This is a genomic window from Paraburkholderia sp. BL27I4N3 (assembly GCF_003386115.1).
In the GTDB taxonomy this organism is placed as follows: Bacteria; Pseudomonadota; Gammaproteobacteria; order Burkholderiales; family Burkholderiaceae; genus Paraburkholderia.
Genome location: NZ_QREJ01000001.1, coordinates 1,148,812 through 1,175,461 on the forward strand (window position 1 = coordinate 1,148,812; position 26,650 = coordinate 1,175,461).

General features: G+C 63.3%; 22 protein-coding genes. 10 read left to right on the top strand and 12 right to left on the bottom strand.

Features of this window, described 5'->3' with window-relative positions:
* Positions 1 to 70: 70 nt before the first annotated feature.
* From B0G71_RS05220 to B0G71_RS05230, 3 genes are all read left to right on the top strand, one after another.
* Entirely contained in the window at positions 71 to 1,417 is a 1,347-nt protein-coding gene (locus B0G71_RS05220; protein ID WP_116140163.1) for an adenylosuccinate synthase, read from the top strand.
* A 3-nt stretch (positions 1,418 to 1,420) separates the two neighbouring features.
* A complete protein-coding gene (locus B0G71_RS05225) occupies positions 1,421 to 2,011 on the top strand; it encodes a phosphoribosyltransferase (RefSeq protein ID WP_012433519.1) in 591 nt (196 codons plus the stop codon).
* 292 nt (positions 2,012 to 2,303) lie between these two features.
* The gene (locus B0G71_RS05230; protein ID WP_106279511.1) at positions 2,304 to 4,190 is read left to right on the top strand and encodes a potassium transporter Kup; all 1,887 of its coding nucleotides are present in this window, start codon (positions 2,304 to 2,306) and stop codon (positions 4,188 to 4,190) included.
* 172 nt (positions 4,191 to 4,362) lie between these two features.
* Here B0G71_RS05230 and B0G71_RS05235 read toward each other — a convergent pair whose 3' ends face one another.
* Together B0G71_RS05235 and B0G71_RS41245 are read right to left on the bottom strand one after the other, a co-directional pair.
* Entirely contained in the window at positions 4,363 to 6,711 is a 2,349-nt protein-coding gene (locus B0G71_RS05235) for a Tex family protein (protein WP_116140165.1), read from the bottom strand.
* A 157-nt stretch (positions 6,712 to 6,868) separates the two neighbouring features.
* Entirely contained in the window at positions 6,869 to 7,165 is a 297-nt protein-coding gene (locus B0G71_RS41245) for a hypothetical protein (RefSeq protein ID WP_181916716.1), read from the bottom strand.
* Here B0G71_RS41245 and B0G71_RS05240 point away from each other — a divergent pair.
* From B0G71_RS05240 to B0G71_RS05250, 3 genes are all read left to right on the top strand, one after another.
* Positions 7,101 to 8,033 (top strand): hypothetical protein, encoded by a 933-nt coding sequence (locus tag B0G71_RS05240; RefSeq protein WP_116140167.1) that lies wholly within the window; start codon positions 7,101 to 7,103, stop codon positions 8,031 to 8,033. The genes B0G71_RS41245 and B0G71_RS05240 overlap by 65 nt on opposite strands.
* 124 nt (positions 8,034 to 8,157) lie before the next feature.
* Complete coding sequence (locus tag B0G71_RS05245; RefSeq protein WP_007181361.1) at positions 8,158 to 8,376, top strand: DUF465 domain-containing protein; 219 nt, start codon at positions 8,158 to 8,160, stop codon at positions 8,374 to 8,376.
* Positions 8,377 to 8,440: 64 nt separating this feature from the next.
* Positions 8,441 to 10,714, top strand: coding sequence for an ATP-dependent DNA helicase (locus B0G71_RS05250; protein ID WP_116148342.1), 2,274 nt, complete (start codon positions 8,441 to 8,443; stop codon positions 10,712 to 10,714).
* Positions 10,715 to 10,858: 144 nt separating this feature from the next.
* Here the strand turns inward: B0G71_RS05250 and B0G71_RS05255 are convergent, their stop codons facing one another.
* Positions 10,859 to 11,134: a hypothetical protein gene (locus B0G71_RS05255; RefSeq protein ID WP_083772052.1), complete on the bottom strand. Its 276-nt coding sequence runs from the start codon at positions 11,132 to 11,134 to the stop codon at positions 10,859 to 10,861.
* Between the two features lie 232 nt (positions 11,135 to 11,366).
* On the bottom strand, positions 11,367 to 12,617 hold the full coding sequence (locus tag B0G71_RS05265) for a cupin domain-containing protein (protein WP_116140169.1): 1,251 nt from the start codon (positions 12,615 to 12,617) through the stop codon (positions 11,367 to 11,369).
* 32 nt (positions 12,618 to 12,649) lie between these two features.
* Between B0G71_RS05265 and B0G71_RS05270 the strand changes: the two genes are divergently transcribed.
* On the top strand, positions 12,650 to 13,192 hold the full coding sequence (locus B0G71_RS05270) for a peptidylprolyl isomerase (protein WP_012433513.1): 543 nt from the start codon (positions 12,650 to 12,652) through the stop codon (positions 13,190 to 13,192).
* Here the strand turns inward: B0G71_RS05270 and B0G71_RS05275 are convergent.
* From B0G71_RS05275 to B0G71_RS05290, 4 genes are all read right to left on the bottom strand, one after another.
* The gene (locus B0G71_RS05275; RefSeq protein ID WP_116148344.1) at positions 13,172 to 14,530 is read right to left on the bottom strand and encodes a hypothetical protein; all 1,359 of its coding nucleotides are present in this window, start codon (positions 14,528 to 14,530) and stop codon (positions 13,172 to 13,174) included. The two genes, B0G71_RS05270 and B0G71_RS05275, sit on opposite strands and share 21 nt — an antisense overlap.
* The gene (gene mutS, locus B0G71_RS05280) at positions 14,517 to 17,201 is read right to left on the bottom strand and encodes a DNA mismatch repair protein MutS (protein ID WP_116140171.1); all 2,685 of its coding nucleotides are present in this window, start codon (positions 17,199 to 17,201) and stop codon (positions 14,517 to 14,519) included. Before mutS ends, B0G71_RS05275 begins: the two co-directional genes overlap by 14 nt.
* A 171-nt stretch (positions 17,202 to 17,372) precedes the next feature.
* A complete protein-coding gene (gene lplT, locus B0G71_RS05285; RefSeq protein WP_116140173.1) occupies positions 17,373 to 18,671 on the bottom strand; it encodes a lysophospholipid transporter LplT in 1,299 nt (432 codons plus the stop codon).
* A 201-nt stretch (positions 18,672 to 18,872) separates the two neighbouring features.
* Positions 18,873 to 19,676, bottom strand: coding sequence for an inositol monophosphatase family protein (locus B0G71_RS05290; RefSeq protein WP_106279526.1), 804 nt, complete (start codon positions 19,674 to 19,676; stop codon positions 18,873 to 18,875).
* A gap of 406 nt (positions 19,677 to 20,082) precedes the next feature.
* On the opposite strand from B0G71_RS05290, the gene B0G71_RS05295 reads away from it, so the two are divergent.
* Positions 20,083 to 20,901, top strand: coding sequence for an RNA methyltransferase (locus B0G71_RS05295; RefSeq protein WP_116148346.1), 819 nt, complete (start codon positions 20,083 to 20,085; stop codon positions 20,899 to 20,901).
* Between the two features lie 208 nt (positions 20,902 to 21,109).
* Complete coding sequence (gene cysE, locus B0G71_RS05300) at positions 21,110 to 21,943, top strand: serine O-acetyltransferase (protein ID WP_116140175.1); 834 nt, start codon at positions 21,110 to 21,112, stop codon at positions 21,941 to 21,943.
* Between the two features lie 172 nt (positions 21,944 to 22,115).
* On the opposite strand, the gene B0G71_RS05305 is transcribed toward cysE, so the two are convergent.
* From B0G71_RS05305 to B0G71_RS05320, 4 genes are all read right to left on the bottom strand, one after another.
* A complete protein-coding gene (locus B0G71_RS05305) occupies positions 22,116 to 22,913 on the bottom strand; it encodes a UDP-2,3-diacylglucosamine diphosphatase (RefSeq protein ID WP_116140176.1) in 798 nt (265 codons plus the stop codon).
* A 46-nt stretch (positions 22,914 to 22,959) separates the two neighbouring features.
* Positions 22,960 to 23,454: a peptidylprolyl isomerase gene (locus tag B0G71_RS05310; RefSeq protein WP_012433504.1), complete on the bottom strand. Its 495-nt coding sequence runs from the start codon at positions 23,452 to 23,454 to the stop codon at positions 22,960 to 22,962.
* Positions 23,455 to 23,597: 143 nt separating this feature from the next.
* A complete protein-coding gene (locus B0G71_RS05315; protein ID WP_106279534.1) occupies positions 23,598 to 24,179 on the bottom strand; it encodes a peptidylprolyl isomerase in 582 nt (193 codons plus the stop codon).
* Positions 24,180 to 24,227: 48 nt separating this feature from the next.
* The gene (locus B0G71_RS05320) at positions 24,228 to 24,992 is read right to left on the bottom strand and encodes a tetratricopeptide repeat protein (protein WP_116140178.1); all 765 of its coding nucleotides are present in this window, start codon (positions 24,990 to 24,992) and stop codon (positions 24,228 to 24,230) included.
* Positions 24,993 to 25,231: 239 nt separating this feature from the next.
* On the opposite strand from B0G71_RS05320, the gene cysS reads away from it, so the two are divergent.
* Positions 25,232 to 26,629, top strand: coding sequence for a cysteine--tRNA ligase (cysS, locus tag B0G71_RS05325; protein WP_116140180.1), 1,398 nt, complete (start codon positions 25,232 to 25,234; stop codon positions 26,627 to 26,629).
* Positions 26,630 to 26,650: the final 21 nt, after the last annotated feature.

Here is a 26,650-nt window from a genome sequence, read left to right on the forward strand (position 1 = left end):
GGAAACGGAAAAATTCGGAAGGTTCCGCGAACATAGGTAGAATACGTTTTTAACCAGCTTACGAAACAACATGTCTGCCAGCGCAGTGAATGTGAACCCCGGACGTAACGTCGTCGTCGTGGGAACCCAGTGGGGTGATGAAGGCAAGGGCAAGATCGTCGACTGGCTGACGGACCACGCTCAAGGCGTCGTTCGCTTCCAGGGCGGTCACAATGCCGGTCACACGCTTATCATCGGCGGCAAGAAAACCATCTTGCGTCTGATTCCGTCGGGCATCATGCATCCCGGCGTCGCGTGCTACATCGGCAATGGCGTCGTGTTGTCGCCGGAAGCGCTGTTCAAGGAAATCGGCGAGCTCGAAGCCGCCGGGGTCGACGTTCAGAATCGCCTCTTCATTTCCGAAGCCACCACCCTGATCCTGCCGTATCACATCGCTATCGACCAGGGCCGCGAAAAGCGCCGTGGCGCGGCCAAGATCGGCACCACCGGCCGCGGCATCGGCCCGGCTTACGAAGACAAGGTGGCGCGCCGCGGCTTGCGCGTGCAGGACCTGTTCGAGCCGGAAACCTTCGCCGAACGTCTGCGTGAAAATCTCGATTACCACAACTTCGTGTTGACGCAATACCTGGGCGTTGACGCTGTCGACTTCCAGCAAACGCTCGACACGATGCTCAGCTATGCCGATCGTCTGAAGCCCATGGTCACCGACGTGTCGCGTCGTCTCTACGACGCGAACGCGGCCGGCAGCAACCTGCTGTTCGAAGGCGCGCAAGGCACGCTGCTCGACATCGACCACGGCACGTATCCGTACGTCACGTCGAGCAATTGCGTGGCGGGTGCGGCCACGGCGGGCGCGGGCGTCGGTCCGCAAAAGCTGAACTACATTCTCGGCATCACCAAGGCATATTGCACGCGCGTCGGTTCGGGCCCGTTCCCGAGCGAACTGTACGACGCGGATAACGCCGCCCGTCAGGAAGCGATTGGTCTGGAACTGGCTACCGTCGGCAAGGAATTCGGCTCGGTCACCGGCCGTCCGCGCCGCACCGGCTGGCTCGACGTCGCCGCGCTGCGCCGCTCGATCCAGATCAACGGTGTATCGGGTCTGTGCATGACCAAGCTCGACGTGCTCGACGGTCTCGACGAAGTGAAGCTGTGCGTCGGCTACACGGTCGACGGCAAGCATCTCGACCTGCTGCCGCGTGGTTCGTCGGAAGTCGCGCGTTGCGAGCCGGTGTATGAAACCTTCGCGGGCTGGAAGGAAAGCACCGTCGGCATCAAGGAATGGGACAAGCTGCCCGCGAACGCGCGCGCTTATCTGTCGCGTGTGCAGGAGGTCGCGGGCATTCCGATCGACATGGTGTCGACCGGTCCGGATCGCGACGAAACCATTCTGCTTCGTCATCCGTTCAAGGTTTAAGCCATGGTTCAAGGTGTACCCATGATTGCGATGAAAGATCCGCGCAACGACGACAAGAACCTGTGGGTCGGCTGGGACGAGTATCACCGGCTGATCGAAATGCTGGCATTGCAGGTGCATGAGTCGGGCTGGAAGTTCGACAAGATCCTGTGCCTCGCGCGCGGCGGTCTGCGCGTCGGCGATCAGCTCTCGCGCATTTACGATCTGCCGCTGGCGATTCTCGCCACGAGTTCGTATCGTGAAGCGGCCGGCACGGAGCAGGGCGAACTCGACATCGCGCAATACATCACCATGACGCGCGGCGAACTGCACGGCAACGTGCTGCTGGTCGACGACCTGGTCGATTCGGGCGTGACGCTCGCGCGCGTTCAGCAGCATCTGAAAGAGCGTTATCCGGCGATCACCGCCGTGCGTTCGGCGGTGCTCTGGTACAAGGGCTGCTCGAAGGTGAAGCCCGACTATCACGTCCAGTATTTGCCCACCAATCCGTGGATCCATCAGCCGTTCGAGGAATGGGACACGGTGCGCCCGCATAATCTCGGCGCGTGGATCAAACGCGGCATGCAGCAAGCGCAGGAGTCGTCGGAGAAGTGATGCGCACTTCGGCGCCGAACGTGTTGCATCTTCGTCGCGCCGTACCCTGCGCAGTTTCGCAAAACGGAGCCCAGTGGGCTCCGTTTTTTTATGTGCGGGCCGTGCGTGTGTGCTTCGCAAACCGCGCAACTCCGATGCCGGCAATGCGGCTCGCGCAGCAGACGCGCCCATATCGCAGTGCTACACTGCGCGGACCATCACGTGGCGTATCCACAACAAGCCGGGCGGCGCCATGCCGGCAGTTTAGAATGGCGGTCGTTTTTCCGCTCAGGGAACGGATTTCCTCGCGTTTATGACAGATAACAATCACGTGCACAAACAGCCTCTGCCTTCCCTCGCTCTCGCTGCGATCGGAGTGGTGTTCGGCGATATCGGCACGAGCCCGTTGTACTCGCTGAAAGAAGCCTTCAGCCCCTCTCACGGCATTCCGCTGACCGATCAATCAATCCTGGGTGTGATCTCGCTGCTGTTCTGGGCGATCGTGATCGTGGTCGGCGTCAAGTACGTGTTGTTCGTGATGCGCGCGGACAATAACGGCGAGGGCGGCGTGCTCGCGCTGATGGCACTGGCGCTGCGCTCGCTCGACGAGAAGTCGAAAATGGCCGGCGTGCTGGTGATGCTCGGCATATTCGGTGCCTGCATGTTCTATGGCGATGCGGTGATCACGCCGGCCATCTCGGTGATCTCGGCAGTCGAGGGTCTGGAAGTTGCCGCGCCGCATCTGTCGCATCTGGTGCTGCCGCTCACCATGGTGATCCTCGTGCTGCTGTTCTGGATTCAGCGGCACGGCACGGCGATGGTCGGCCGCCTGTTCGGTCCGATCATGGTGGTGTGGTTTGCGGTGCTCGCGGTGCTCGGCCTGTGGCATATCCTGCAGTCGCCGAACGTGATCCGCGCACTGAACCCGTATTACGCGTACACCTTCATGGCCGCGCATGTGCTGCAGGCCTACGTGGTGCTCGGCTCGGTCGTGCTGGTGCTGACCGGCGCCGAAGCGCTGTACGCCGACATGGGCCATTTCGGTGCGAAGCCGATCCGCATGGCGTGGTATTTCCTGGTCATGCCTTCGCTGGTGCTGAACTACTTCGGTCAGGGCGCACTGCTGATGCACGATCCGAAGGCCATCGAGAATCCGTTCTTCCTGCTCGCGCCGGACTGGGCATTGCTGCCGCTCGTCGTGCTCTCGACCGTCGCGACCGTGATCGCCTCGCAGGCCGTGATTTCCGGCGCTTATTCGCTGACTAGCCAGGCGATCCAGCTCGGCTACGTGCCGCGCATGAAGATCCTGCACACGTCGGAACTGGCGATCGGCCAGATCTATGTGCCGGTGGTGAACTGGATGCTGCTGTTCATCATCCTGTGCATCGTGATTGCCTTCAAGAGCTCGGACAATCTCGCGGCCGCGTACGGTATCGCGGTGACGGCCACCATGGTGATCACCACGATCCTCGCCTGCGTCGTGATGGTGAACGTGTGGAACTGGAACAAGCTGCTGGTGGCGCTGATCATCGGCGTGTTCATGACGGTCGATCTAGGATTTTTCGGCGCGAATCTGCTGAAGGTGGAGGAAGGCGGGTGGTTGCCGCTCGGTATCGGCGCATTGCTGTTCTTCCTGCTGATGACCTGGTTCAAGGGCCGCATGATCGTCAAGGAACGCACGGCCGCGGACGGTATTCCGCTCATGCCGTTCCTGCAGGGCTTGCTCGCGCATCCGCCGCATCGCGTGTCGGGCACGGCGATCTATCTGACCGGCAGCGATTCGCTCGTGCCGGTGAGTCTGTTGCACAATCTGAAGCACAACAAGGTGCTGCATGAGCGCACCATTTTCCTGACCTTCGTGACGCGCGATATTCCGTACGTGAACGACTCGGAGCGCGTGACGGTCAAGGACATCGACGGAGGCCTGTATCTCGTCAAGGCGGCCTACGGCTTTAACGAAACGCCGGACGTGAAGGCGGTGCTGCTCGAAGTCGGCCGCACCCGTGACATGACCTTCGAGATGATGGACACCTCGTTCTTCCTTGCGCGCGAAACGGTGGTGCCGACGCAACTGCCGGGCATGTCGGTGTGGCGCGAACGTGTGTTCGCGTGGATGCATCAGAATGCCGCGAAGCCGACGGACTTCTTTAGCATTCCGGCTAATCGGGTGGTGGAGTTGGGGACCAAGATCGAGATCTGAAGGCTGCCGCTGATTTTCAGGCGCCTCGCGTATCGAGGCGCGAAAAAAAAGCCCACGTGTGTGGGCTTTTTGCTTGCAGCTTGATCGAGCGAGTGGCTGTTCGGCACCGCGCGGTGCTCATCAAGCTCATCAAGCGCGTGAGCGAATCACGCGCCTCCAACGCGGCAAAAAATTACTTCTGCTTGAGCTTGGCGAACGCAGCCGCCATCGCGCCACCCGCTTCCGGCTCACGCGAGCGCTGTTGCTGCGCGCCGCGTCCACCGCCGCCCGAACGACCCGCGCCGCCGCGATCCTGCTGGGCGCCGCCACCGCTGCGTGCGGCCGCCACGCCGACCTCATCGTCCATGCGCATCGTCAAAGCGATACGCTGGCGCTTCACGTCGACTTCAAGAACCTTCACCTTGACGATCTGGCCGGCCTTGACCACTTCATGCGGGTCCTTGATGAACTTCGTCGACATGGCCGACACGTGCACCAGACCATCCTGATGCACGCCGATGTCGATAAACGCGCCGAATGCCGCCACGTTTGTCACGACACCTTCCAGCACCATGCCCGACGTGAGATCGCTGACCTTTTCGACGCCTTCGCGGAACGTCGCGGTCTTGAACTCGGGACGCGGATCGCGGCCCGGCTTTTCGAGTTCGAGCAGAATGTCGCGCACGGTCGGCAAACCGAAACGATCGTCGACGAATTCCGCGGGGGAGAGGCCACGCAATGCGTCGCGATTGCCCAGCACTTCACCCACGTGCTTGCTGATTTTCGCGAGCATGCGTTCAACGACCGGATACGCTTCCGGGTGAACCGACGAGCGGTCGAGCGGATTCTCTCCGTTGTTGATACGCAGAAAACCGGCGGCCTGCTCGAACGTCTTGTCGCCCAGGCGCGGCACCTTGCGCAGATGCTCACGCGATGGGAACGGACCGTTTGCATCGCGATAGTCGACGATATTGCGCGCCAGCGTGGCATTCAAACCCGAGACGCGGGCGAGCAGGGCAACCGACGCCGTATTCGCATCCACGCCGACGGCGTTCACGCAGTCCTCGACCACCGCGTCGAGCGAACGGGCCAGTTCACGCTGATTCACATCGTGCTGATACTGGCCGACGCCGATCGCCTTCGGCTCGATCTTCACCAACTCGGCGAGCGGGTCTTGCAGACGGCGCGCAATCGACACCGCGCCGCGCAGCGATACGTCCATGTCGGGGAATTCCTTCGCCGCGAGTTCGGAGGCCGAATACACCGACGCGCCCGCTTCGGACACGACGATCTTCTGCAGCTTGAATTCCGGATGACGCGCGATCAGTTCGCTCGCGAGCTTGTCCGTTTCACGCGACGCGGTGCCGTTGCCGATGCTGATCAGTTCAGCCTGCGTCTGCGCGCAGATGCGCGCGAGTTTCGCGATCGAGCCGTCCCAGTCGCGGCGCGGCTCGTGCGGATAGATTACGTCGGTGGCGAGCACCTTGCCGGTCCGATCGACCACCGCCACCTTCACGCCAGTGCGCATACCCGGATCGAGGCCGATCACAGCCTTCGGGCCGGCGGGCGCAGCCAGCAGCAAGTCCTTCAGATTGCGCGCGAACACACGAATTGCTTCGTGCTCGGCTTCGTCGCGCAGATTGGTCAGCAGCTCGTTTTCGATATGCGGCTGCACCTTCACGCGCCAGCACCAGCGGCACACGTCGGAGAGCCACTTGTCGGCCGGACGGTTCTGATTCGCGATGCCGAAGTGGCGCGCGATCAGCGCTTCGCCCGGATGCGGCACCTGCGCGTCGAGTTCTTCGCCCAGACCCAGCTTGACCATCAGCACGCCCGCATTGCGGCCGCGGAACAGCGCCAGCGCGCGATGCGACGGCACCGTGCGGATGGTTTCCGCGTAGTCGTAGTAGTCGCGGAATTTTTCTTCTTCCGCGTGTTCCTTGCCTTCCACCACTTTCGACGACACCACGCCCTGGTTGAACATGTAGTCGCGCAGCTTGCCGAGCAGGTCGGCCGTTTCGCCGAACTGTTCCGAGAGGATGTCGCGCGCGCCGTCGAGCGCGGCCTTGACGTCGGCGATGCCTTTCTCCGCGTCCACGTAGGCGGCGGCTTCGGTTTGCGGGTCGAGCAGGGGATTGCCCAGCAGCGCGTCGGCAAGCGGCTGCAGGCCGGCTTCGCGGGCAATCTGCGCGCGCGTGCGGCGCTTCGGCTTATATGGGAGGTACAGGTCTTCCAGCACCTGCTTGCTGTCCGCGCCTTCGATCGCGATGCGCAGCTCGTCGGTGAGCTTGCCCTGTTCGTCGATGCTGGCAATGATCGCGGCGCGCCGGTCTTCCAGTTCGCGCAGATACAGCAGGCGTTCCTCGAGGTTGCGCAGTTGCGTGTCGTCGAGATTGTCGGTCACTTCCTTACGGTAGCGGGCGATGAACGGAACAGTCGCTCCTTCGTCGAGAAGTTGCACCGCGGCCGCGACCTGGCGCGGCTGGACGGACAGTTCGGCGGCGATGCGCTGTACGATCTTGAGTGCTACGGTTTCCGTCATAAGGTCTTGGTGTTCCTGCGGACTCAGTTCGGAGGCCGCGCGCTGACCGAACGTGGGCGGCACGCGAGGGCCGCATGAGGCACGTCGGGGCACGCCGGGCGTGCGCGCTGCGACCAGGTTGCTGGAGCGGGGCATTTTGCCATAAATGCAAAAGGGCTCAACCGCAGGGTGATAGAATTTCGGGCATGTTCCGTTGACCCTCTACGACGTTGCCGATCTCCTTGTCACTCAACTGCCTGGGCTCCCGCTTGGTCTCTCGCTTGTCACAACTGCCGCCGTCTTTCCCGCCGGGTCTGGCACCGGGTTTGCCACGTTCTTCGCTCTCTTCGCGCTCTTCGCTCGCATCGGCGCCGCGTTCCGCGTTCAGGTCCGCGTTCGCCTCCCGTGGGGTGTTTTTCGCGTCTTGCGCGTCGTGTGTGCTGGCCGTCGCATTGGGCGCGTCCACGCCTGCCATGGCTCAGTCCGCGACGCCGGCGAGCAGCAGCGCCGCGCGGCCCGCAGGCGCTTTGACGCCGGCCGCCGCGTCGGCCGCGCAAGCCACGACGGTCAACGGCGCCACGAACGCCGACGGCACGGACAGCGCCGGCAATGCGGTAGCGTCGGATAGTGATTTCAACGCGCGCCAGAAAGCCCTCGATCAGCGCACCGAGGAGAACAACTACCGCTACGGCGTCGCGGAACACGACTGCTACAGGAAGTTCTTCGTCAACTATTGCCTGAACAAGGCACGCGACAGCATGCGCTCGGTGCAGGCCGACATTCGCAAGGAACAACTCGCGCTCGACGGCGAACAGCGCACGCAGCGCGCTCGCGTGCGTGACGAACAGGCCGCGATCAAGCGTGCGCAGGACGAAGCGAGCGCGCCGCAGCGTGCCGCCGACGACGCACGCAACGCGCAGGCGTACGAAGACAAGCAGAAACAGCATCAGATCGATCAGGCGCAGCGCGCCGCCGAGGCGCCGCAGCGCAGCGCGAATGCGCAGGCCTATCAGGACAAACTGCGTCAGCACGCGCTGGATCAGGCGCAGCGCGGCATCAGCCCGTCGCAGGCGGCGGCCAACCAGCAGGCGTACGATCAGAAGCAGGGCGATTTCCAGCGCAAGCTCGACGAGGCGCGTGCGCAAGGTGCGCAGAAGGCGCAGGAGCGCGTGCAGAAGCAGCAGAGCTTCGAGAAGAAGCAGGCGGACGCCGCGCAGCACAAGGCCGAGGTGGAGACGCGTCAGAAGCAGGCGGCCGAGAAAGCCGAGCAGAAGCGTCAGGACGCGTTGAAACAGCAGCAACAGGAAGAGCGGCAAAAGCAGCAGCAGGAGCAGCAGCAGTAAGCGTGCTGAGGGGCCCTGAGCTGAGTGGCAGGGCCGTAGCCGCCGTTATGCGTTTTAAGCCGGACAGCAACCTCAGGCATCGGGCCGCACACGCGGCCCCCGCCGTAGACGAGAGGAGGCGAGCATGCGCGATCAACATCACGTCATCAACGCGGACACACTTCGCGACCGTATTCTGCAGCTGGAATCGGAGCATAGTGGGCTCGATCGCTTGATCGACCGAATGTCGGATGAGCCCGGCATCGACGACTTCGAGTTGCAGCGCCTGAAAAAGCGCAAACTCAAAGTCAAGGACACCATCATCTTGCTGCAATTGCAGCTCGAACCGGACGCACGCGCCTGAGTTCGCGGCCTGGCAGGCGCCGGGCGCGCGCCGCGCGAGCCGGACTTTGCAGGAAACGCTTGCCTTGAATTCACCGCTTGAAACTTCATCCCGTGCCACGCCGGGCGACGACGCATCAGGAGCCGTTACACCGGCGCCGCGTCCCGCCGCGTCCGCACTGAGCGCGTCGCTGAATCCACGCCGCGTCGCCGAACTGGACGAGATCTTCGCCGCCAACGGTTTGCTGGCCCGTCAGATCGACGGCTACCGCTCGCGCGCGTCGCAGATCGAAATGTCGCGCGCCGTGGCCGCCGCCATGGAAGCATCGGGCCGCGCAATGCCCGAGCCGGCCATGTTCGAGGCGCAGAAGCGGCCGGCGCGGCGTCTGCAGGGGGCAGGTGCCGATGCCGCCGCCGAGGCCGCTGAGAACGCCGGATCGGAAGGCCTCGACGGCAGCGAGAACACGCTGATCGTCGAAGCCGGGACCGGCACCGGCAAGACCTATGCGTACCTGGTGCCGGCCATGCTGTGGGGCGGCAAGGTGATCGTCTCCACCGGCACGAAGCATTTGCAGGATCAGCTCTTTCAGCGCGACATTCCGACCGTGCGCGATGCGCTCGCGGTGCCGGTATCGGTCGCCATGCTCAAGGGGCGCGCGAATTACCTGTGCCACTACTATCTGCAGCGCACCGCGGATAACGGCCGTCTGCCCTCGCGTCAGGAAACCTCGTATCTGCAGGATATCGTGCGCTTCGCCAAGATCACTCGCACTGGTGACAAGGCCGAACTGGCGAGTGTGCCGGAAACGGCTGCGGTGTGGTCAATGGTCACGTCCACGCGCGAAAACTGTCTCAGCCAGGAATGTCCGCATTACAAGGACTGCTTTGTAATGCAGGCGCGCCGCGAGGCGCAGCAGGCGGATATCGTGGTGGTGAATCACCATCTGTTTTTCGCCGACATCATGTTGCGCGATACGGGCATGGCTGAATTGCTGCCCACCGCCAACACGATCATCTTCGACGAAGCGCATCAACTGCCCGAGACGGCGACGCTGTTCTTCGGCGAGACGCTGTCTACCACGCAGTTTCTCGAGCTCGCCCGCGATTCGGTGGCCGAAGGTTTAGGCCATGCGCGTGAAACGGTCGACTGGGTCAAGCTCGGCGCCACGCTCGAGCGCGCCGCGCGCGATGTGCGGCTGGCCTTCAAGGAAGACTCGGTGCGCTTGTCGATCGGCCAGTTGCCGGACGATCATCCGTTGTTCCCTGCACTCGAAACGCTTGAAACCGAACTCGATGCATTGGCGTCGGCGCTCGCGAGTCAGGCCGAGCGAGCGGAATCGATCGGCGCGTGTCTGCGCCGCGCACGCGAGTTGCAGGGCGTGCTGGCGGGCTGGACCACGCCACCCACGCAGACCGAGCGCGAAGCCGCTGACGGCGCCTCTGCCGACGGCAAAACCGAGCGCGCCGATCCCAACGAAAAGGTGCGCTGGATCGAAGTCTTCTCGCACACCGTGCAGTTGCACGAAACGCCGTTGTCGGTCGCGCCGATCTTCGCGAAACAGCGCGCCGGTGTGCCGCGCGCGTGGATCTTCACGTCGGCCACGCTGTCGGTGCGCGGCGATTTCACGCACTACGCCGCGCAAATGGGTCTGAACGCGAAGCGTTCGATGACGCTGCCCAGTCCGTTCGACTATCCGACGCAGGGCCTGCTGTACGTGCCGCGCAGTTTGCCGCAGCCGTCTTCGCCAATGTTCACCGACGCCGTATTCGACGCCGCGCTGCCGGCGATTGAAGCATCGGGCGGCGGCGTCTTCATGTTGTGCACGACGCTGCGCGCGGTGGACCGCATCTCGGCGAAGCTGCGCGACACGATCGAAGCGCGCGGCTGGGACTATCCGCTGCTCGTGCAGGGCGATGCGAGCCGCACCGAACTGCTGGACCGATTCCGGTCGTACGGCAACGCGATCCTGGTGGGCAGCCAGAGCTTCTGGGAAGGCGTGGATGTGCGCGGCGACGCATTGTCGCTGGTGGTGATCGACAAGCTGCCGTTTGCGCCGCCCGACGATCCGGTGTTGTCTGCACGGCTCGACGCACTGACCAAGAAAGGCTTGAGTCCATTCGCCGTGCATCAGTTGCCGCAGGCGGTCATCACGCTGAAGCAGGGCGCGGGCCGTCTGATTCGCGCTGAGACCGATCGTGGCGTGCTGATGATCTGCGACACACGACTCGTCGACAAACCGTATGGGCGCCGTATCTGGCAGAGTCTGCCGCCATTCAAACGCACACGCGAGATCGAGGTGGTGCGCGAGTTTTTTGAAGAGAGCGCCACGCCGGCGCAACAGGCTGATCAGCCTGATTAAAATCAATGAACGCCGTTATAAAAAGCGGCGCTTGAATGACAAAACGCCACGGATGTGAATCCGTGGCGTTTTGCTTTACTGCCCGGGAAACCGCGATGATTTCCCGATGCAGTTTTCGCCCAGAGGCGAACCCTATGCGACAGCTTACTGGCTTGCGCCCGAAGCCGGAGCAGCAGCCGAAGCAGCAGCGTCCGAAGCAGCAGCGCCTGCGTCCGAAGCAGCGGTCGTAGCCGAAGCAGCAGCGTCGCTCGCAGCAGCAGCAGCACCCGAAGCAGCAGCAGCCGAATCCGAAGCTGCGGCAGCCGGTGCCGAAGCAGCAGCTGCGTCGCTAGCCGGGGCAGCGGCCTGGTCGTTGCTCTTGTTGCATGCAGCCAGTGCCACAGCTGCCAACAGGGATGCTACGAGGAGGGATTTCTTCATGATCACGTCCTTTTATGGTTTAAAGGTAAGCAACAGCGCAAAATAAAACCGGTAATGTGCTCCAACACCGACCTGGGCCGCTGGTGGAGAAGCTCTTTTGACGAGCTCGAATCTTCCCTACGGCTTGGGCGGAAATTATATGCACTTTCGTACTGACAATCCATAAATCCGGGGTCAATACGTTGTCTTTCTCATACAAAATTTCACTGTACGGTATAGCAGGCAGGCAGAGTTACGCAAGCTCGCCCACTTGTATCCAGCCCGCACAATACCACTCGTGTAGCCGTGCTGTCACCGACGAATCGTGTGAGAGTGTTACAAAGCGTTTCGCACTCATGCAGCGGTGATTTGCGAGGTCAAACAACCATTTTTTTGCGCCATCAAATGAGGTTTCCTCTCCATTTACGAAGAAAAAACGGCGGTTGTACAACAAATTAGTCTTGCGGTCCAGCCGAATGCCTGACTTCGATGCCTGACTGATGAAACGGGCTTCATTAAGCGGCCTTTGCGGCGGATCGAAGACGACACTCGGCTTGGGTTCGCTGAGATACGTGCCAAGGAACGACGCAATATCCTGCTCATTCCATTTGATGCCAGCAAGGATTGCGCCAACCCTCTCGACCAGCGCCGCGGGGAGCTCGGCCGGACGCCCCACGGCAGGTTGTTGAGGATCGCGATAAAGCGCGCCCGGCTGACCCGCCGACTCGCCGCGCTCGGCCAGATGGTAGAGGAATTGCGCGGTCAGTTCGCTCGCCGAAGGGGCGCGAAACCCGATCGAACAGGTCATGCATTCGCCCTCGGCAATGCCGTCGTGCGCGATGTGCGGCGGCAGATACAGCATGTCGCCCGGTTCGAGCAGCCACTCCTCTTCGGGCTGGAAGTTCTGTAAAACTTTCAAAGGCAAACCGGGTTGCAGCGTCAGATCTTTCTGCGCGCTAATTCGCCAACGGCGCTTGCCTTTTACTTGCAAAAGAAACACATCGTAGGAATCGAAGTGCGGCCCTACGCCGCCGCCATCGCTTGCGTAGGAAATCATCAGGTCGTCGAGACGAGCGTCCGGCACGAAGCGGAAACGGTCGAGCAGGGCGCGGGCGCGATCGTCGTGGAGATCGACGCCTTGCACAAGCAGTGTCCAGGCGCGCTGCTTCACCGAAGGCAGTTCGTCGGGCGCGAACGGCCCGTGCTCGAGCTGCCATTTATTGCGGAAATGGGTGATCAGGCGTGCTTCGACTTCGTCCTGATCGGCCAGCTCGAAAAATTCGTCGCGCGACAATGGCGCCGCGACGTTCGGGATCGCCTGGCGAATCAGCAGCGGCTTTTTCTGCCAGTAGCGGCGCATGAATTGCGACGGCGTCAGATTACCGAGCAGCGGTGTTGGCGTGTCTGGCGAAGGCGGGAGAACCGGAACAGCCGGCTTTGAAGCCGGCGACGAATTCCGTGCCGAAGCTGCGTCGGCCGGGTGGTCAGTGGGCCGCTTGGGCATCGTATAATGTGAGTTGTATTCTGGAGAATCGAATGAAAATCGCAAAGAACACCGTCGTGTCGGTCGCTTACAAGCTGTCGGATGCGCAGGGCAATCTGATTGAAGAAAGCGACGAGCCGATGGTCTATCTGCACGGCGGCTATGATGGCACGTTCCCCAAGATCGAGGAAGAGCTCGACGGCCACGAGGCCGGTTTCGAGACCCAGATCCAGCTCGAGCCGCAAGACGCGTTCGGTGAGTACGACCCTGATCTCGTGAAGATCGAGCCGCGCAATCGCTTCCCGGAACCGCTCGAAGTCGGCATGCAATTTGAAGGCACGCCGGAAGAAGGCGACGAGGACCTCGACTCGCTCGTCTACGTGGTGACCGACGTTGCCGAAGACAAAGTCGTGCTCGACGGCAACCATCCGCTCGCCGGCATGGCACTGCGTTTCGCGCTGACAGTGAAAGACGTGCGTCCTGCTACCGAAGACGAAATCCAGCACGAACACGCGCATGGCGCCGACGGCCTCGAAGTCCTCGACGAAGACGAGGACGACGAAGAAGAAGGCAAGTCAGGGCCCACGCTGCACTGAGCTTGCAGGCATGCCGGGCACGCTTGAAGAAGCGCCCGGCGTGTGCGGTTGAGCGGCGGAGGCGGGCGGCGTCGACGTGGCCGGCCCGTAACCGCCGCCACCCTGATCCGCCGGTATGCGCGGTTGCTGATCCGGTTGCGAGTCTCCGGGCGTCGGCAGCAGTGGCGGCAATTCCGACGCGGGTCCGAGCGCCGGTACAGCCGGCATCGAAGCAGCCGGTTCATCGTGCGGCAGCACGGGTTGCGCGGTGGGCATCGGCATTTGCCTGGGCACATCGCGCACACTTACGCGGAACGGCGGTTTCCTGCCGAGATCCGCATCCACCTGAATCCACTGGTTGAGTCGATCATGCGGCGCGAGCGCGACACGCGTGAGATTCGTCACCAGCATTCCCTTGTCATTGCGTAGCGGCTGATCGATCACGAAGCCGGCGCTTGCTCGTTCGTCGTCGCAATGAATCACTAGCACTGGCCCCCGGAAAATCTGCGCGAGTTTCACGAGGCTGCGTTTCAATTCCAGAAAACCGTCGCGGCGGGTGTTGCGTGCAAAGCGCAGCCACGCGAAACGGTCGGGCCGTTCGTAACGCTCAGGGTCCGGATCGCCTTGAATGAACACGACAAGCGCCCGCGCGTCGCGGCGTTTCGCATATTCGCCGGCATGTTCCAGCCAGAATGCATTGGCGATCACGCGATCTTCGAATTCGCCATTGCGGCCGCCCGCAGTCAGATAATGATTGTTCGGACTCGGCGCATTCAGGCCGACGAACACCGTATCGCCCACTTGCCAGCGCACGTTCTCGCGATAGGGGCGAAAGCGCGAGACTTCGCTTTCACGCGTCAATGCGATCGGGTTCTGACCCATCGAGGTGGCGTCGGCAAAAAGCGTTTGGCGCAACTGGTCGAGCCGTTCGGTCGGATCAAAACCGCCGGCTTCGCCGATGCCGCAATCGGCCCAGTCGTGCTGGCCGGGAATGAAGAAAAGGGCCGGCCGTGACGTTTCGAGCAGCGCGTGGCGGCGCTCATAAAGCGCATCGCGGCATGCTTCTTTCGCGCCCTTGAGATTGCCGTCGTACACGATGAACGACACATCGCGCTCGCGGCTGATCGCTTCGATCAACCGCTGCGTGGGCGCTTCGTCGGCGACGCTTTGCATCGTGTTGGCGATGACCGCGAAGGTATAGCGCGGCGTGCCGGCGTAGGCCACCGGCGTGAAACCCGACAACCCCGCGAACAATCCCGCAAGCGGCACGCCGCCACCCGTGAGTGTGAGGGCGAGGGTCAGCGCCGCGCGAAGTTTGCGCGGACGCCGCGGGGGCTTGTGTGAGTCAATGATCCGCATCCGGCGCGGCGGCCAGTTCATGCAATTCGTACAGCAGATCGAGTGCTTCCCGCGGCCGCAGATCGTTCGGATCGATGCCGCGCAGCCGCTCGACGAGTTCCTGCATGGCGGGCGACGCCGCCGGTCCCGTCTTCGCATCGCGCTCGTCGTCCGCGTCTTCGAGCAGCATCGGCATGGGCGCGGCGAACAGGTCGAGTTGCGGCGCGGGCTGCGCGGCCGACTGCTGTTCCAGATGCGCGAGATGCTTGCGCGCCGCGCGAATCACCGCATTCGGCACGCCGGCGAGTTGCGCGACCTGCAGGCCGTAGCTCTGATTCGCCGGACCTTCGTTGACCGCGTGCAGGAACACGATGCCGTGCCCATGCTCGACCGCCGACAAATGCACGTTGGCCGCCTGCGGAAACTCCGCCGGCAACTGCGTCAATTCGAAGTAGTGCGTGGCGAACAGCGTATGGCAACCGTTGTGCGCGAGCAGATGCCGCGCAATGGCCCACGCCAGCGCGAGGCCGTCGAACGTGGACGTGCCGCGGCCGATCTCGTCCATCAGCACGAGACTTTGCGGCGTGGCGTCGTTCAGGATCGCGGCGGCTTCGGTCATCTCGACCATGAAGGTCGAGCGCCCGCCGGCGAGATCGTCCGCTGCGCCGATGCGCGTGAAGATGCGGTCGATCGGCCCGAAGGCGGCGCGCCGAGCGGGCACATAACTGCCCACATAAGCGAGCAGCGCGATCAGCGCGGTCTGCCGCATGAAGGTCGATTTACCGCCCATGTTCGGGCCGGTGATCAGCAGCAGTTTGCGCTCGGGCATGAGCGAGCAGTCGTTGGCGATGAACTGCTCGACCTGCGCCTCGACCACCGGATGCCGCCCCTGTTTGATTTCGATGCCGGCGTTGGCCGAGAACGTGGGCGCGACCCAATCGAGCGCGCGGGCGCGCTCGCCGAAGGCCGCCAGCAGATCGAGTTCGGCAAGCGCCGAAGCGACCCGCTGGCAATCCGGGATGAAGGGCAGCAGCGCCTGCAGCAGCGCGTCGTAGAGCGAGCGTTCGCGGGCGAGCGCCCGTTCCTGCGCGGAGAGCGCCTTGTCCTCGAATGTTTTCAGTTCCGGCGTGATGTAGCGTTCGGCGTTCTTCAGCGTCTGACGGCGGCGATAGTCGTCGGGCACCTTGTCGGTTTGGCCGCGCGTGACTTCGATGTAGAAGCCGTGCACCTTGTTGTATTCGACGCGCAGATTGCCGATGCCCGTGCGTGCGCGCTCGCGGGTCTCGAGGTCGATCAGGAACTGCCCGCAGTTCTCCGAAATATCGCGCAGCTCGTCGAGTTCCGCATCGTAGCCACGAGCGATCACGCCGCCGTCGCGCACCATGGCCGACGGTTCCTGCGCGACCGCGCGCCTGAGCAGTTCGACGCAGGCTTGCGGCGGTTCCAGCGACGCGTCGATGCGCGCCAGCGAATCCGCATTCGGCGCAACGGCCGCGAGCTGCGTGCGCAACTCGGGCAACGCAATGAAGGTATCGCGCAGGCTCGACAGATCGCGGGGCCGCGCGGACAGCAGCGCGAGACGCCCGGTGATGCGCTCGATGTCCGAGATCTGCCGCAATGCGCCGCGCAACGAATCGACGCTTGCGCCCGGCGGCGCGTCGAGCAAGGCGCCGATCGCCTGCTGACGCGCCTGCGCCACCGCCGATTCGCGTGGCGGATGATGCAGCCAGTGACGCAGCAGGCGGCTGCCCATGGTCGTGCAGCAGGTGTCGAGCAGCGAACACAGCGTAGGCGATTCCGTGCCGCGCAGTGTTTCCGTGAGTTCGAGGTTGCGCCGCGTGGCGGGGTCGAGGCCGATATATTCGGATTCGTATTCGACCTTCAGGCTGCGCACGTGGCGCAACTGCTGACCTTGCGTGGCCGCGGCATACAACAGCAGCGCGCCGGCCGCACCGCATGCGCAGGTCAGCGAATGCGCGCCGAAGCCGTCGAGGCCCGCCACTTCCAGCTGATCGCACAAGCGCTGCGTGCCCGATGTGACGTCGAAGTGCCAGACCGGCACGCGGGTGAGGGCGCCCGCATTGACCGGCGGCGTCCAGCTTGCCGAGTCGGTTGGTGTGTCGGCAACCAGAATTTCCGCGGGACGAATGCGTTCGAGCGCGGCCGCCACCTGGTCCGGTGCGACTTCGGCGAGGCGCAACGCGCCGCTCGCCAGATTCAGCCATGCAAGGCCCACGCTGGTCGCGACGCCGCGTCGGTTATGCGCGACGCACATGGCCAGCAGATAGACGTCGCTCTTATCGGACAGCAGCGCTGCATCCGTGAGCGTGCCCGGCGTGACCACGCGCACCACTTTGCGCTCGACTGGACCCTTCGATGTAGCCGGGTCGCCGATCTGCTCGCAAATCGCGACGGATTCGCCGAGCTTCACGAGCTTGGCGAGATATTGTTCGACCGCGTGATGCGGCACGCCGGCCATTTTGATCGGATTGCCCGCCGACGCGCCACGCTGCGTGAGTGTCAGATCGAGCAGACGTGCGGCTTTTTCCGCATCTTCGAAAAAAAGCTCGTAGAAGTCGCCCATCCGGTAGAACACCAGCGTGCCGGGATGATCCGCTTTAATGCGGAGGTATTGCTGCATCATCGGCGTATGCTGTGCGACGTCGTTGGCCGCTGCGGTTTGAATGCCCATCCTCGGTATCTTCTTGCGTTAGCTGTTCAGGGCGTGAGTTTAACCTGACGGGACGGCGGGCGGACCCTGGCCGGATGGCCAATCTGCGCTGCAAATCCGCATTCCGGCCCTACGCCGCGGCGAGCAGCCGACGCGAGCCGCACTGCGCCGCGCCTCAGCCGCGTGAAGGCTTCATTCTTCCACCATGGCCCGTATATCCACCGTGCGTTCGTTCACCGCGCTGCGCCGCCTGGCCAGCCACATCATGAAGGTGATGAACGTGCCGAACACAACGATGATCCACTGTGCCGGCATCTTCGCCGTGAGCAGCAGCGCGTACACGCCGAGCATCAGCAGCACCGCGAGGTTCTGGTTGAAATTCTGCACGGCGATCGAATGCCCCGCGGACAGCAGCGTCGCGCCGCGATGCTGAAGGATCGCGTTCATTGGCACGATGAAAAACCCCGACAGCGCGCCGAGCAGAATCATCAGCGGATAGGCGAGCAGAATGTAAAACGGCATGACGTACGTGCCGATGCGAATGCCTGAACCCGGCGGGAACAGGTCCTTGTTGTAGAAGGCCATGGCGATCGCCACCGCGCCGGTCAGAATGCCGACCGGCAACACGCGCAGCGACTTGCGCAACGGAATCAGCGCAGCGGCCGCCGCCGCGCCGACTGCGATGCCGAGACCCGTGACGCCCTGCATGACCGCCGCCTTCGAGAGCGACAGCCCGAGATTCACGTTGGCCCATTTGAGCACCAGCAATTGCAGCGTGACCGCGCCGCCCCACATCAGAGTCGTCACCCACAGCGCGATCTGCGCGAGTTTGTCGGCCCACAGCACGTTGAAGCAATGATAGAAATCGCCGACCAGTTTCTTCGGTTCGCTCAGGCGGCTTTCATAACGCGCGCCAGTGTCGGGAATGAAGATGTTGATCGCGGCGGCGATCGCATAGGTCACCATCGTCGCGAACATGGCGAGATCGGCGGAGGAGCGGATCAGCGGCAGATGCGCATGCGCGACGAATTTGTCGGCGAAGCTGCTGATCAGCGCGCCGCCCACCATCGTGCCGACGATGGTCGATAGCACGGTGGCCGATTCGAGCCACGCGTTCGCCTTGACGAGTTTTTCCGCGGGCAGCAGTTCGGTGAGGATGCCGTACTTGGCCGGCGAATACGCGGCCGCGCCGAAGCCGACCACGCCGTAGGCAATCATCGGATGAACGCCCGCGATCATCATCAGGCAGCCGCTCGCCTTCAACGCGTTGGAGATGAACATGACGTGCCGCTTTTGCATCGAGTCGGCAAAAGCGCCGACGAATGGCGCGAGCAGCACGTACGAAACGGTGAAGAAAATCTGCAGCAGCGGCGTGACCCAGGCAGCCGAGCGAATCACGGAGAGCAGCGCGATGGCCGCGATCAACAGTGCATTGTCCGCCAGCGACGAAACAAACTGCGCCGCGATGATTGTGTAGAAGCCTTTTTTCATGAAGCGGATTGGAAGCTGCGCGAGAGGTCAGGCGCAAAGCGGGGCGCAGCGAAAAACGCGCGAAACGCAGCCGGCAATGACGTAGGCCGGCGCGGCCTCCCGCTTTGTAGCACGAACGCCCGCTGCATGCAGGCGCGCCAACGAAAAAGCGGCCGAAGCCGCTTTTTCATGTTCCGCTTGCCGGCGCCGCCCTCGCAGGGCTTATGCCGCTTGCTGACGCGTGCGGCTGTAGCGCGACAGGATCGGGATCATCTGCGCGTAGACCTTCGCGTTGCCCGCGACGATTTCGCCGACGTGCAGGAAATCCGAATCGCCCGTGTAGTTGCCGACCAGGCCACCCGCTTCCGTGATCAGCAGGCTGCCGGCGGCGACGTCCCACGCATTCAGGCCTTGCTCGAAGAAGCCGTCCATGCGGCCGGCGGCGACGTTTGCCAGATCGAGCGCGGCGGCGCCCGGACGGCGCAGGCCGGCGCACGCTTCGGTCATTTCAGCGAACTGGCGGCCGTACGCTTCCAGGCCGTCCCTTTCGCGGAACGGGAAGCCGGTGCCGATCAGGCCATCGGCCAGACGGTCGCGCTTGGCCACGCGGATGCGGCGATCGTTGAGGAACGCGCCACGGCCGCGCGAGGCGGTGAACAGGTCGTTGCGGGTCGGGTCGTAGACCACGGCCTGCGTCACGATGCCCTTGTGCGCGAGCGCGATCGACACGCAGTAGTACGGAAAACCGTGGATGAAATTGGTGGTGCCGTCGAGCGGATCGATGATCCACTGGTATTCGGATTCGTTATCCGACTTGCCGGATTCTTCGGCGAGGATGGCGTGATCGGGGTAGGCGGTCTTGAGCGTGTCGATGATCGCCGCTTCAGACGCTTTGTCGACCTCCGTGACGAAATCGTTGTGCTGTTTCTTGCTGACCTGGACGAGATCGAGATCGAGCGACGCGCGGGTGATGATCTGTGACGCGCGGCGCGCGGCCTTCACAGCGATATTGAGCATGGGATGCATGAGACTGGATCCTTGTGCCGGGGCAGCGCGGCTGCTGGCCGGAAAATAAGCGCTAACCTGCGCTAATTGGGCGCCCTCTAAGAGGCGCGGAAACAGCACGGAACGCTCGCCCGGTACAACCGGTGCGCATTCCGCCGACGGAGACGAATTGGATAAGAACGAGGCGTTCATGCAGTGCCAGACGGCAAAGCGGACGCGAATTCCGGCATTTTACCTGAGTCCGGACGCCGCGGCAGCGTTTGCGGGGCGGCGGTCGATTGCCCGCGTTCTGCAAGGCTCGGTCCGGCATTCGCGAGCGCTTCGCCGCGCACATCTGCATGCACATCTGCCTTCATACCTGTGTTCGTTTCAGACCGGCCGCGGCGTTGGCGCTACCATACGCGTCTTTAGCCAGCCGAATTCCATCGTGGACCATACCCACCATTCCTCCGATCCCGCCGTAGCCGAACTGCGCGGCGGCTTCACCTCGACGCGCTTCGTGCTGGTCGAGCCGAGTCATCCGGGCAATGTCGGCGCCGCGGCGCGCGCGCTGAAAACCATGGGTTTCTCGCGGCTCGTGCTGGTGTCGCCGCGCGTGCCGCACGTGCAGAGCGATCCGGAAGCCATCGCCATGGCGAGCGGGGCCGACGACGTGCTGGCGTCCGCGCACGTCGTGCCGACCCTCGCCGACGCCCTGAGCGGCGTGCACTGGTCGATCGCGCTGACCGCGCGGCTGCGCGAATATGGGCCGCCGCAATGGACGCCGCGTGCCGCCGCCAGCATCGCGCGCGAACAGGCGATGCATGGCGAGATCGCGCTGGTGTTCGGCAACGAGCGCACGGGTTTGTCGAACGAGGACGTCGAGCGATGCAGCGCGCTGGCGCATATTCCCGCCAATCCTGCCTATAGCTCGCTCAACCTCGCGCAGGCCGTGCAGGTGTTGGCGTATGAACTGCGCACGATGTATCTGTCGGCCGACGGCGGCGCGGCCGCGCCGCAGGCGGCGGAGGAGGGCGAGCCCCTCGGCGCGCGCGCCGCGAGCGACGACATCGAGAGCATGTTCACGCATCTGGAAAGCGCGCTCGTCGCGCTCGATTTTCTCGATCCCGCCAATCCGAAGAAGCTGATGTCGCGCCTGCGCCGCCTGTTTGCGCGCTCGGGTCTCGAGCGCGAGGAAGTGAACATCGTGCGCGGCATCGCCAAACACATTCTGTTGAAGAGCAAGCCCAAGGACGACGCGTCCTGAAGTCCGCGTGTCATACCCGAACTGAATACCTCCCCGTTAGCCGGCGACGACCCCGCCGGCAGCGTGGGCTTCCGGCAGGTTTTCCGCAATCCCCCTACAATCCTCAAAACGTTCTAAGCAAAACTGCCGCCGTGCTATGCGGCGAGCCACGCCGTCGTGCGCGTCAGCTCTCGCGTGCGGCTCTTTCTCCCACAACACAGTCCCTGCCATGTTCACGAGACTTCGCGAAGACATCGCCACGATCCGCGAGCGCGATCCCGCCGCCCGCAGCGCATGGGAAGTCCTCACGTGTTATCCCGGCCTGCACGCGCTCGTGCTGCACCGGCTCGCGCATGCGTGCTGGCGAGCCAAACGCCGTTGGCTAGCACGCTTCGTCTCGCAGATGGCGCGCTTCATGACCGGCATCGAAATTCATCCGGGCGCGACGCTCGGGCGGCGCGTGTTCATCGATCACGGCATGGGCGTGGTGATCGGCGAGACCGCGCAGATCGGCGACGACTGCACGATCTATCAGGGCGTCACGCTCGGCGGCACGTCGCTCACGCGCGGCGCGAAGCGGCACCCAACGCTCGAGCGCGGTGTGATCGTCGGCGCGGGCGCGAAGGTGCTCGGCGGTTTCACGATCGGCGCGGACGCGAAGATCGGATCGAACGCGGTGGTGACCAAGCCCGTGCCGGCACGTGGCACGGCGGTGGGTAACCCGGCGCGGATCATCGTGCCGGCGGCGGCCACTGTGGCTCCGGAAGCGGCTAATGCCGATGCCGGCGGCGCCGCGCGCGAGGGCAAACGCTCCGCCGCAAGCAGCGGCTTCTGCGCATACGGCATCACGCCGAACGCCGACGATCCGGTGTCGCTGGCGATTCATGGGCTGATCGATCACGCGGCGACGCAAGCCAAGCGCATCGACGAAATCGTCGATGCGCTGGAGCGGCTGGGTACGAGTCTCGAAGGATTGCAAGGGGCCGATGCAGCGTTGCTCGATTTGCGGCGGTTGTCGGCCGCGATTGCAGGGAAAGTGGAAGCGGTGGCGGCGGAGCGGTGAAGTTTTTCGCACGCGCCGCCTACGCTGGCGCCATTGGCCGGCTGCTAACAGCAACGCTGCATGCGGCGCAGAGCGCGAGCAGCCACAACGCTGGCACGCGTGGCGTGGAACAGCGCGGAACTACCTTGCGCACGTGACCAGTCGGCACGGGTGCGATCAACTTCCGCCACGCTCAACCCAACGGCAACGCCCGAATCCCTTCAGCGTCGATACGCAAATACCCACCACGGCGCTCGCCGTGGTCGAGATCCCAATCCGGCAGGACCCAGCGCGTGCCGCCCGGCTCGCGGTGCCGCGCCGGCCGGTGCGTGTGCCCATGAATGAGGGTCGCCGTTTTCGACGACTTGAATAACGCGGCGACGGCTGCCGCCGTCACGTCGTATTTCGGCGAAACCGGCCGCACGCGGCCTTGCTCGCTTTTCGAGCGCATGTTTTCGGCGAGCTTCTGACGCCAGCGCAACGGCCACGCGAGAAACAGCATCTGCGCAAAACGGTTGCGCGCAAAACGCCGGAACACTTGATAGCCGCGATCCGCGGTGCACAAGCCATCGCCATGCGCGAGCGCGATACGCGTGCCGAACGCGGTGATCACGAACGGATCCGGCAGCCAGATCGCGCCAGCCGCTTTCATGAAGCGCTTGCCCAGCAGAAAATCGCGGTTGCCGTGCATGATGTAGAGCGCGATGCCGCGCTCCGACAACGTATGCAGCAGCGCCGCCATGCGCGCGACGAACGGCTCGGCGAGCATATCGTCGCCGATCCAGTACTCGAACAGATCGCCAAGTATGAACACCGAATCGGCCTGCTCGGCCGTGAAGCGGATGAAATGCTCGAACGCGGCGACCGTATGCGGGATCGCCTCGCTCAGATGAATATCGGAGAGGAAAAAAAACGGGCGTGCGGCGTGCGGGCGTTTGCCCTCGCCAGGCACGCCCGCGGCGACGCTTCGCAGCGGCGTTTCTTGCAGCATTGAAGGTGCCTGATATCAGTTCGAACGAATCGATGCTCGCTACGACTTAGTCGACGATCACAGCCTTTTCGATCACCACGTCGTCCGCCGGCACGTCCTGATGGAAGCCCTTCGAACCCGTCTTGACCTTCTTGATTTTCTCGACGATGTCGAGGCCCTCGACCACCTTGCCGAACACGGCGTAGCCCCAGCCTTGCGGCGTCGGCGACGAGTGGTTCAGGAAGTCGTTGTCGTTCACATTGATGAAGAATTGCGCCGTGGCCGAGTGCGGGTCGTTCGTGCGCGCCATGGCGACCGAGCCGTTCACGTTCTTCAGACCGTTGTTCGCTTCATTCGTGATCGGCTCGCCCGTCGGCTTCTGTTTCATGCCGGGTTCGAAGCCGCCGCCCTGGATCATGAAGCCGTCGATCACGCGGTGGAACACCGTGTTGTCGTAGTGGCCGGCCTTCACGTAATTGAGGAAGTTCTCAACCGACTTCGGCGCCTTTTCAGCGTCCAGTTCGAGTTTGATGACGCCGTGGTTCGTATGCAGTTCAACCATGATGGAATCCTTTGATGAACAGGGTGGGTAAAAGGCGCGGCGAGTCGTCATGAGTTGACGTTGAGCCGCGCCGGGGCGTGGATTGAGCGCTGACGCTTTTCTCGTGCGCGCGCCTGACTGCGGCGCGCGTCCTGGTCCTGCAATTACTTGCCGACGACCGTGGCCGACTCGATCACGACCGGCTTTTGCGGCACGTCGCTCATCGGGCCGCGCGAGGTGGTGGGCGTACCTTCGATCTTCTTCACGACGTCCATGCCGCCCGTGACTTTGCCGAACACCGCATAGCCGTTGCCGTCCGGATTCGGATAGTCGAGGCCGGCATTGTCCACCGTGTTGATGAAGAATTGCGCGGTGGCCGAATTCGGGTCGCTGGTGCGCGCCATGGCGAGCGTGCCCGTCATGTTCTTCAGACCGTTACGGCTTTCGAGCGGAATTGGCGCGCGCGTCGGCTTCTCCGCGAAGCTCTGCGTGTAGCCGCCGCCCTGAATCATGAAACCACGAATCACGCGATGGAAAATCGTGCCGCTGTACTGGCCGGACTTCACATAGTCGAGGAAGTTGGCGACCGTCTTGGGCGCTTTCTCAGGATACAACTCGACGCGGATGTCGCCTTCCGATGTCTTGAAGAGGACGGACGGATGCGCGGCTTGCGAACCGGACTGGGCAAATGCGGGAGCGTTTGCGATCAGGGCGGCGCTGCCGAGCGCCAACATCAACCATTTCATGAAGATCCTCAGGGTTGGAAAAAACGTATTGCGCGAAACGTGATGGCTTTACTTCGACGGCGCCATGTAGGGCGGCATGGCGAGCGAGCCGTTCGCACCGCCGTACTGGAAGCTCGGCGTTTGCGTCATGTTCGAGGTGGCGCGGGCGGTGTAGTCGTCTTCGGTGCTAACGGCCTGTTTCGCCCGGGCCGCGGTCTTGACCGGCGAGATGACTTTCTGAATGTCCGCGAGCCGCTGCGTGGTGGTGGGGCTCACCTTGCCCAGGCTCTGCGCGTGGCGATAAGCCTCATTGGCCATGCGCAGGTAAAGGTCGCCGAGATTCTCGTAGGCGAGGCCGTAGCCCGGGTTGACCTTGGTCGCCGTTTCGAGCGCGACACGCGCTTCGGCGTATTGACCATGCTTCGCGTAAAGCGCGGCGAGGTTGTTGTAGGGCTCGGGCAACTCAGGGTAGGTCTGCGTGAGTTCGGTGAACGCGACGATAGCTTCGTCGTCGCGATTCAGGTGGGCGAGCACCGTGCCGCGCTTGAACTTCGCTTGCGCGTCGCGCGGATTCGAGGCGATGCGCGCGTCGAGCTGGGTCAGCGAGGCGGCCCAGTTTTTCTGCGCGATCGATGCGTCGATTTCCGGCGTGTTGTCGCGCACGGCGGGGCCCTGCGGCAGCGTGGCGGTCTTCTGCGCAAAGGCGGCCGCGGCCGGCATGGCCGCAAGGGCAAGCGCCACGGTGACGCGCAAGGTGAGCGCCCGCGTGGCGCCACCGAAGGCTGTCGCGGCGAGGGTCGCAGCGCTGCGCGCGCGGCCGCTTGAAGGTTTCATAGGCTCAGGTCTGGATGTTATACTCCGACCCATTCTAACAAAAGGTCTGCGCGTTCCGTCGAACCGCAAACTGTCTTTTCGCCACTCGTGGTCGTCTCCGCCTTGATCGCAGCCTGACCGCCGCACCAGGTGCACCGGTTTTGCTGTATGCGACGCGCCCGCCGTCCGGTTCTTGACTGGCGGGGCACGCCGCGCATGAAACACATTGCGGATTTCTTTCGGCCCACGCACCGTTCTCTATGGAATCACTGCGCATCTACAACACGCTCGCGCGTGACAAGCAAACTTTCGTGCCGCTGCAAGAAGGCGTCGTGCGAATGTACGTCTGCGGGATGACCGTGTACGACTATTGTCACGTCGGTCATGCGCGGGTGATGGTCGTGTTCGACATCGTGCAGCGCTGGTTGCGCACGCTCGGCTACGACGTGACCTACGTGCGCAATATCACGGATATTGATGACAAGATCATCCGGCGCGCAGTGGAGAACGGCGAGACCATCAAGGCGCTGACCGATCGCTTCATCAACGCATTGCACGAAGACGCGGACGCGCTCGGCATCCAGCGGCCTGACATCGAACCGCGCGCCACGGATTTCATTCCGCAGATGCTCGGCATGATTGAGCAGCTCGAAGCGAACGGCTACGCCTATCAGGCAGGCGACGGCGACGTGAACTATGCGGTGCGCAAGTTCGCGAACTACGGCAAGCTGTCGGGCAAGTCGCTCGAAGATCTGCGCGCGGGCGAACGCGTCGCGGCGAACGACGCGAAGCAGGACCCGCTCGATTTCGTCTTGTGGAAACAGGCCAAGCCGGAAGAGCCTGCGGATACAGGCTGGGATTCGAAGTATGGGCGCGGCCGTCCAGGCTGGCATATCGAATGCTCAGCAATGGGCTGCACATTGCTCGGCGAACATTTCGACATTCACGGCGGCGGGCAAGACCTGCAGTTTCCGCACCATGAAAACGAAATAGCGCAAAGTGAAGCCGCTACCGGTCAAACCTTCGTCAATTTCTGGATGCACAACGGCTACGTACAGATCGACAATGAGAAGATGTCGAAGTCGTTGAACAACTTCTTTACGATCCGCGAAGTATTGGCGCAGTACGATGCCGAGGTCGTGCGTTTCTTTATCGCACGCGCGCATTACCGCTCGCCGTTGAATTACAGCGACGTGCATATCGACGACGCCCGCAACGCTCTTGCGCGTTTGTACACCGCGCTGAAAGACGTCACGCCGGACGCCGCCGAGCTCGACTGGAATGAGGCGCATGCGCTTCGTTTCCAGGCAGCAATGAATGACGACTTCAACACACCGGTTGCAGTGTCGGTGTTGTTCGAGTTGGCAACAGAAGTGAATCGCACGCGCGACCCCGCGCTGGCCCGTCAATTGCGCTCGCTGGGCGCGGTGATCGGACTGCTTGGCCGCGAGCCGCGTGCATACCTGCAGCAGGCAGCGGGGGCTGCAGCTGAGGGCGCGCTCGAGCCCGCCGCGATCGAAGCGAAGATCGCGGCGCGCGTGGCCGCCAAACAGGCGAAGGACTATGCGGCAGCAGACCGGATCCGGGCCGAATTGCTCGAGGCCGGCGTTGCACTTGAAGACAAACCCGGCGGGTTGACCGAGTGGCGGCGCGTGTGAGCGCACCCCGACTTACCCTTT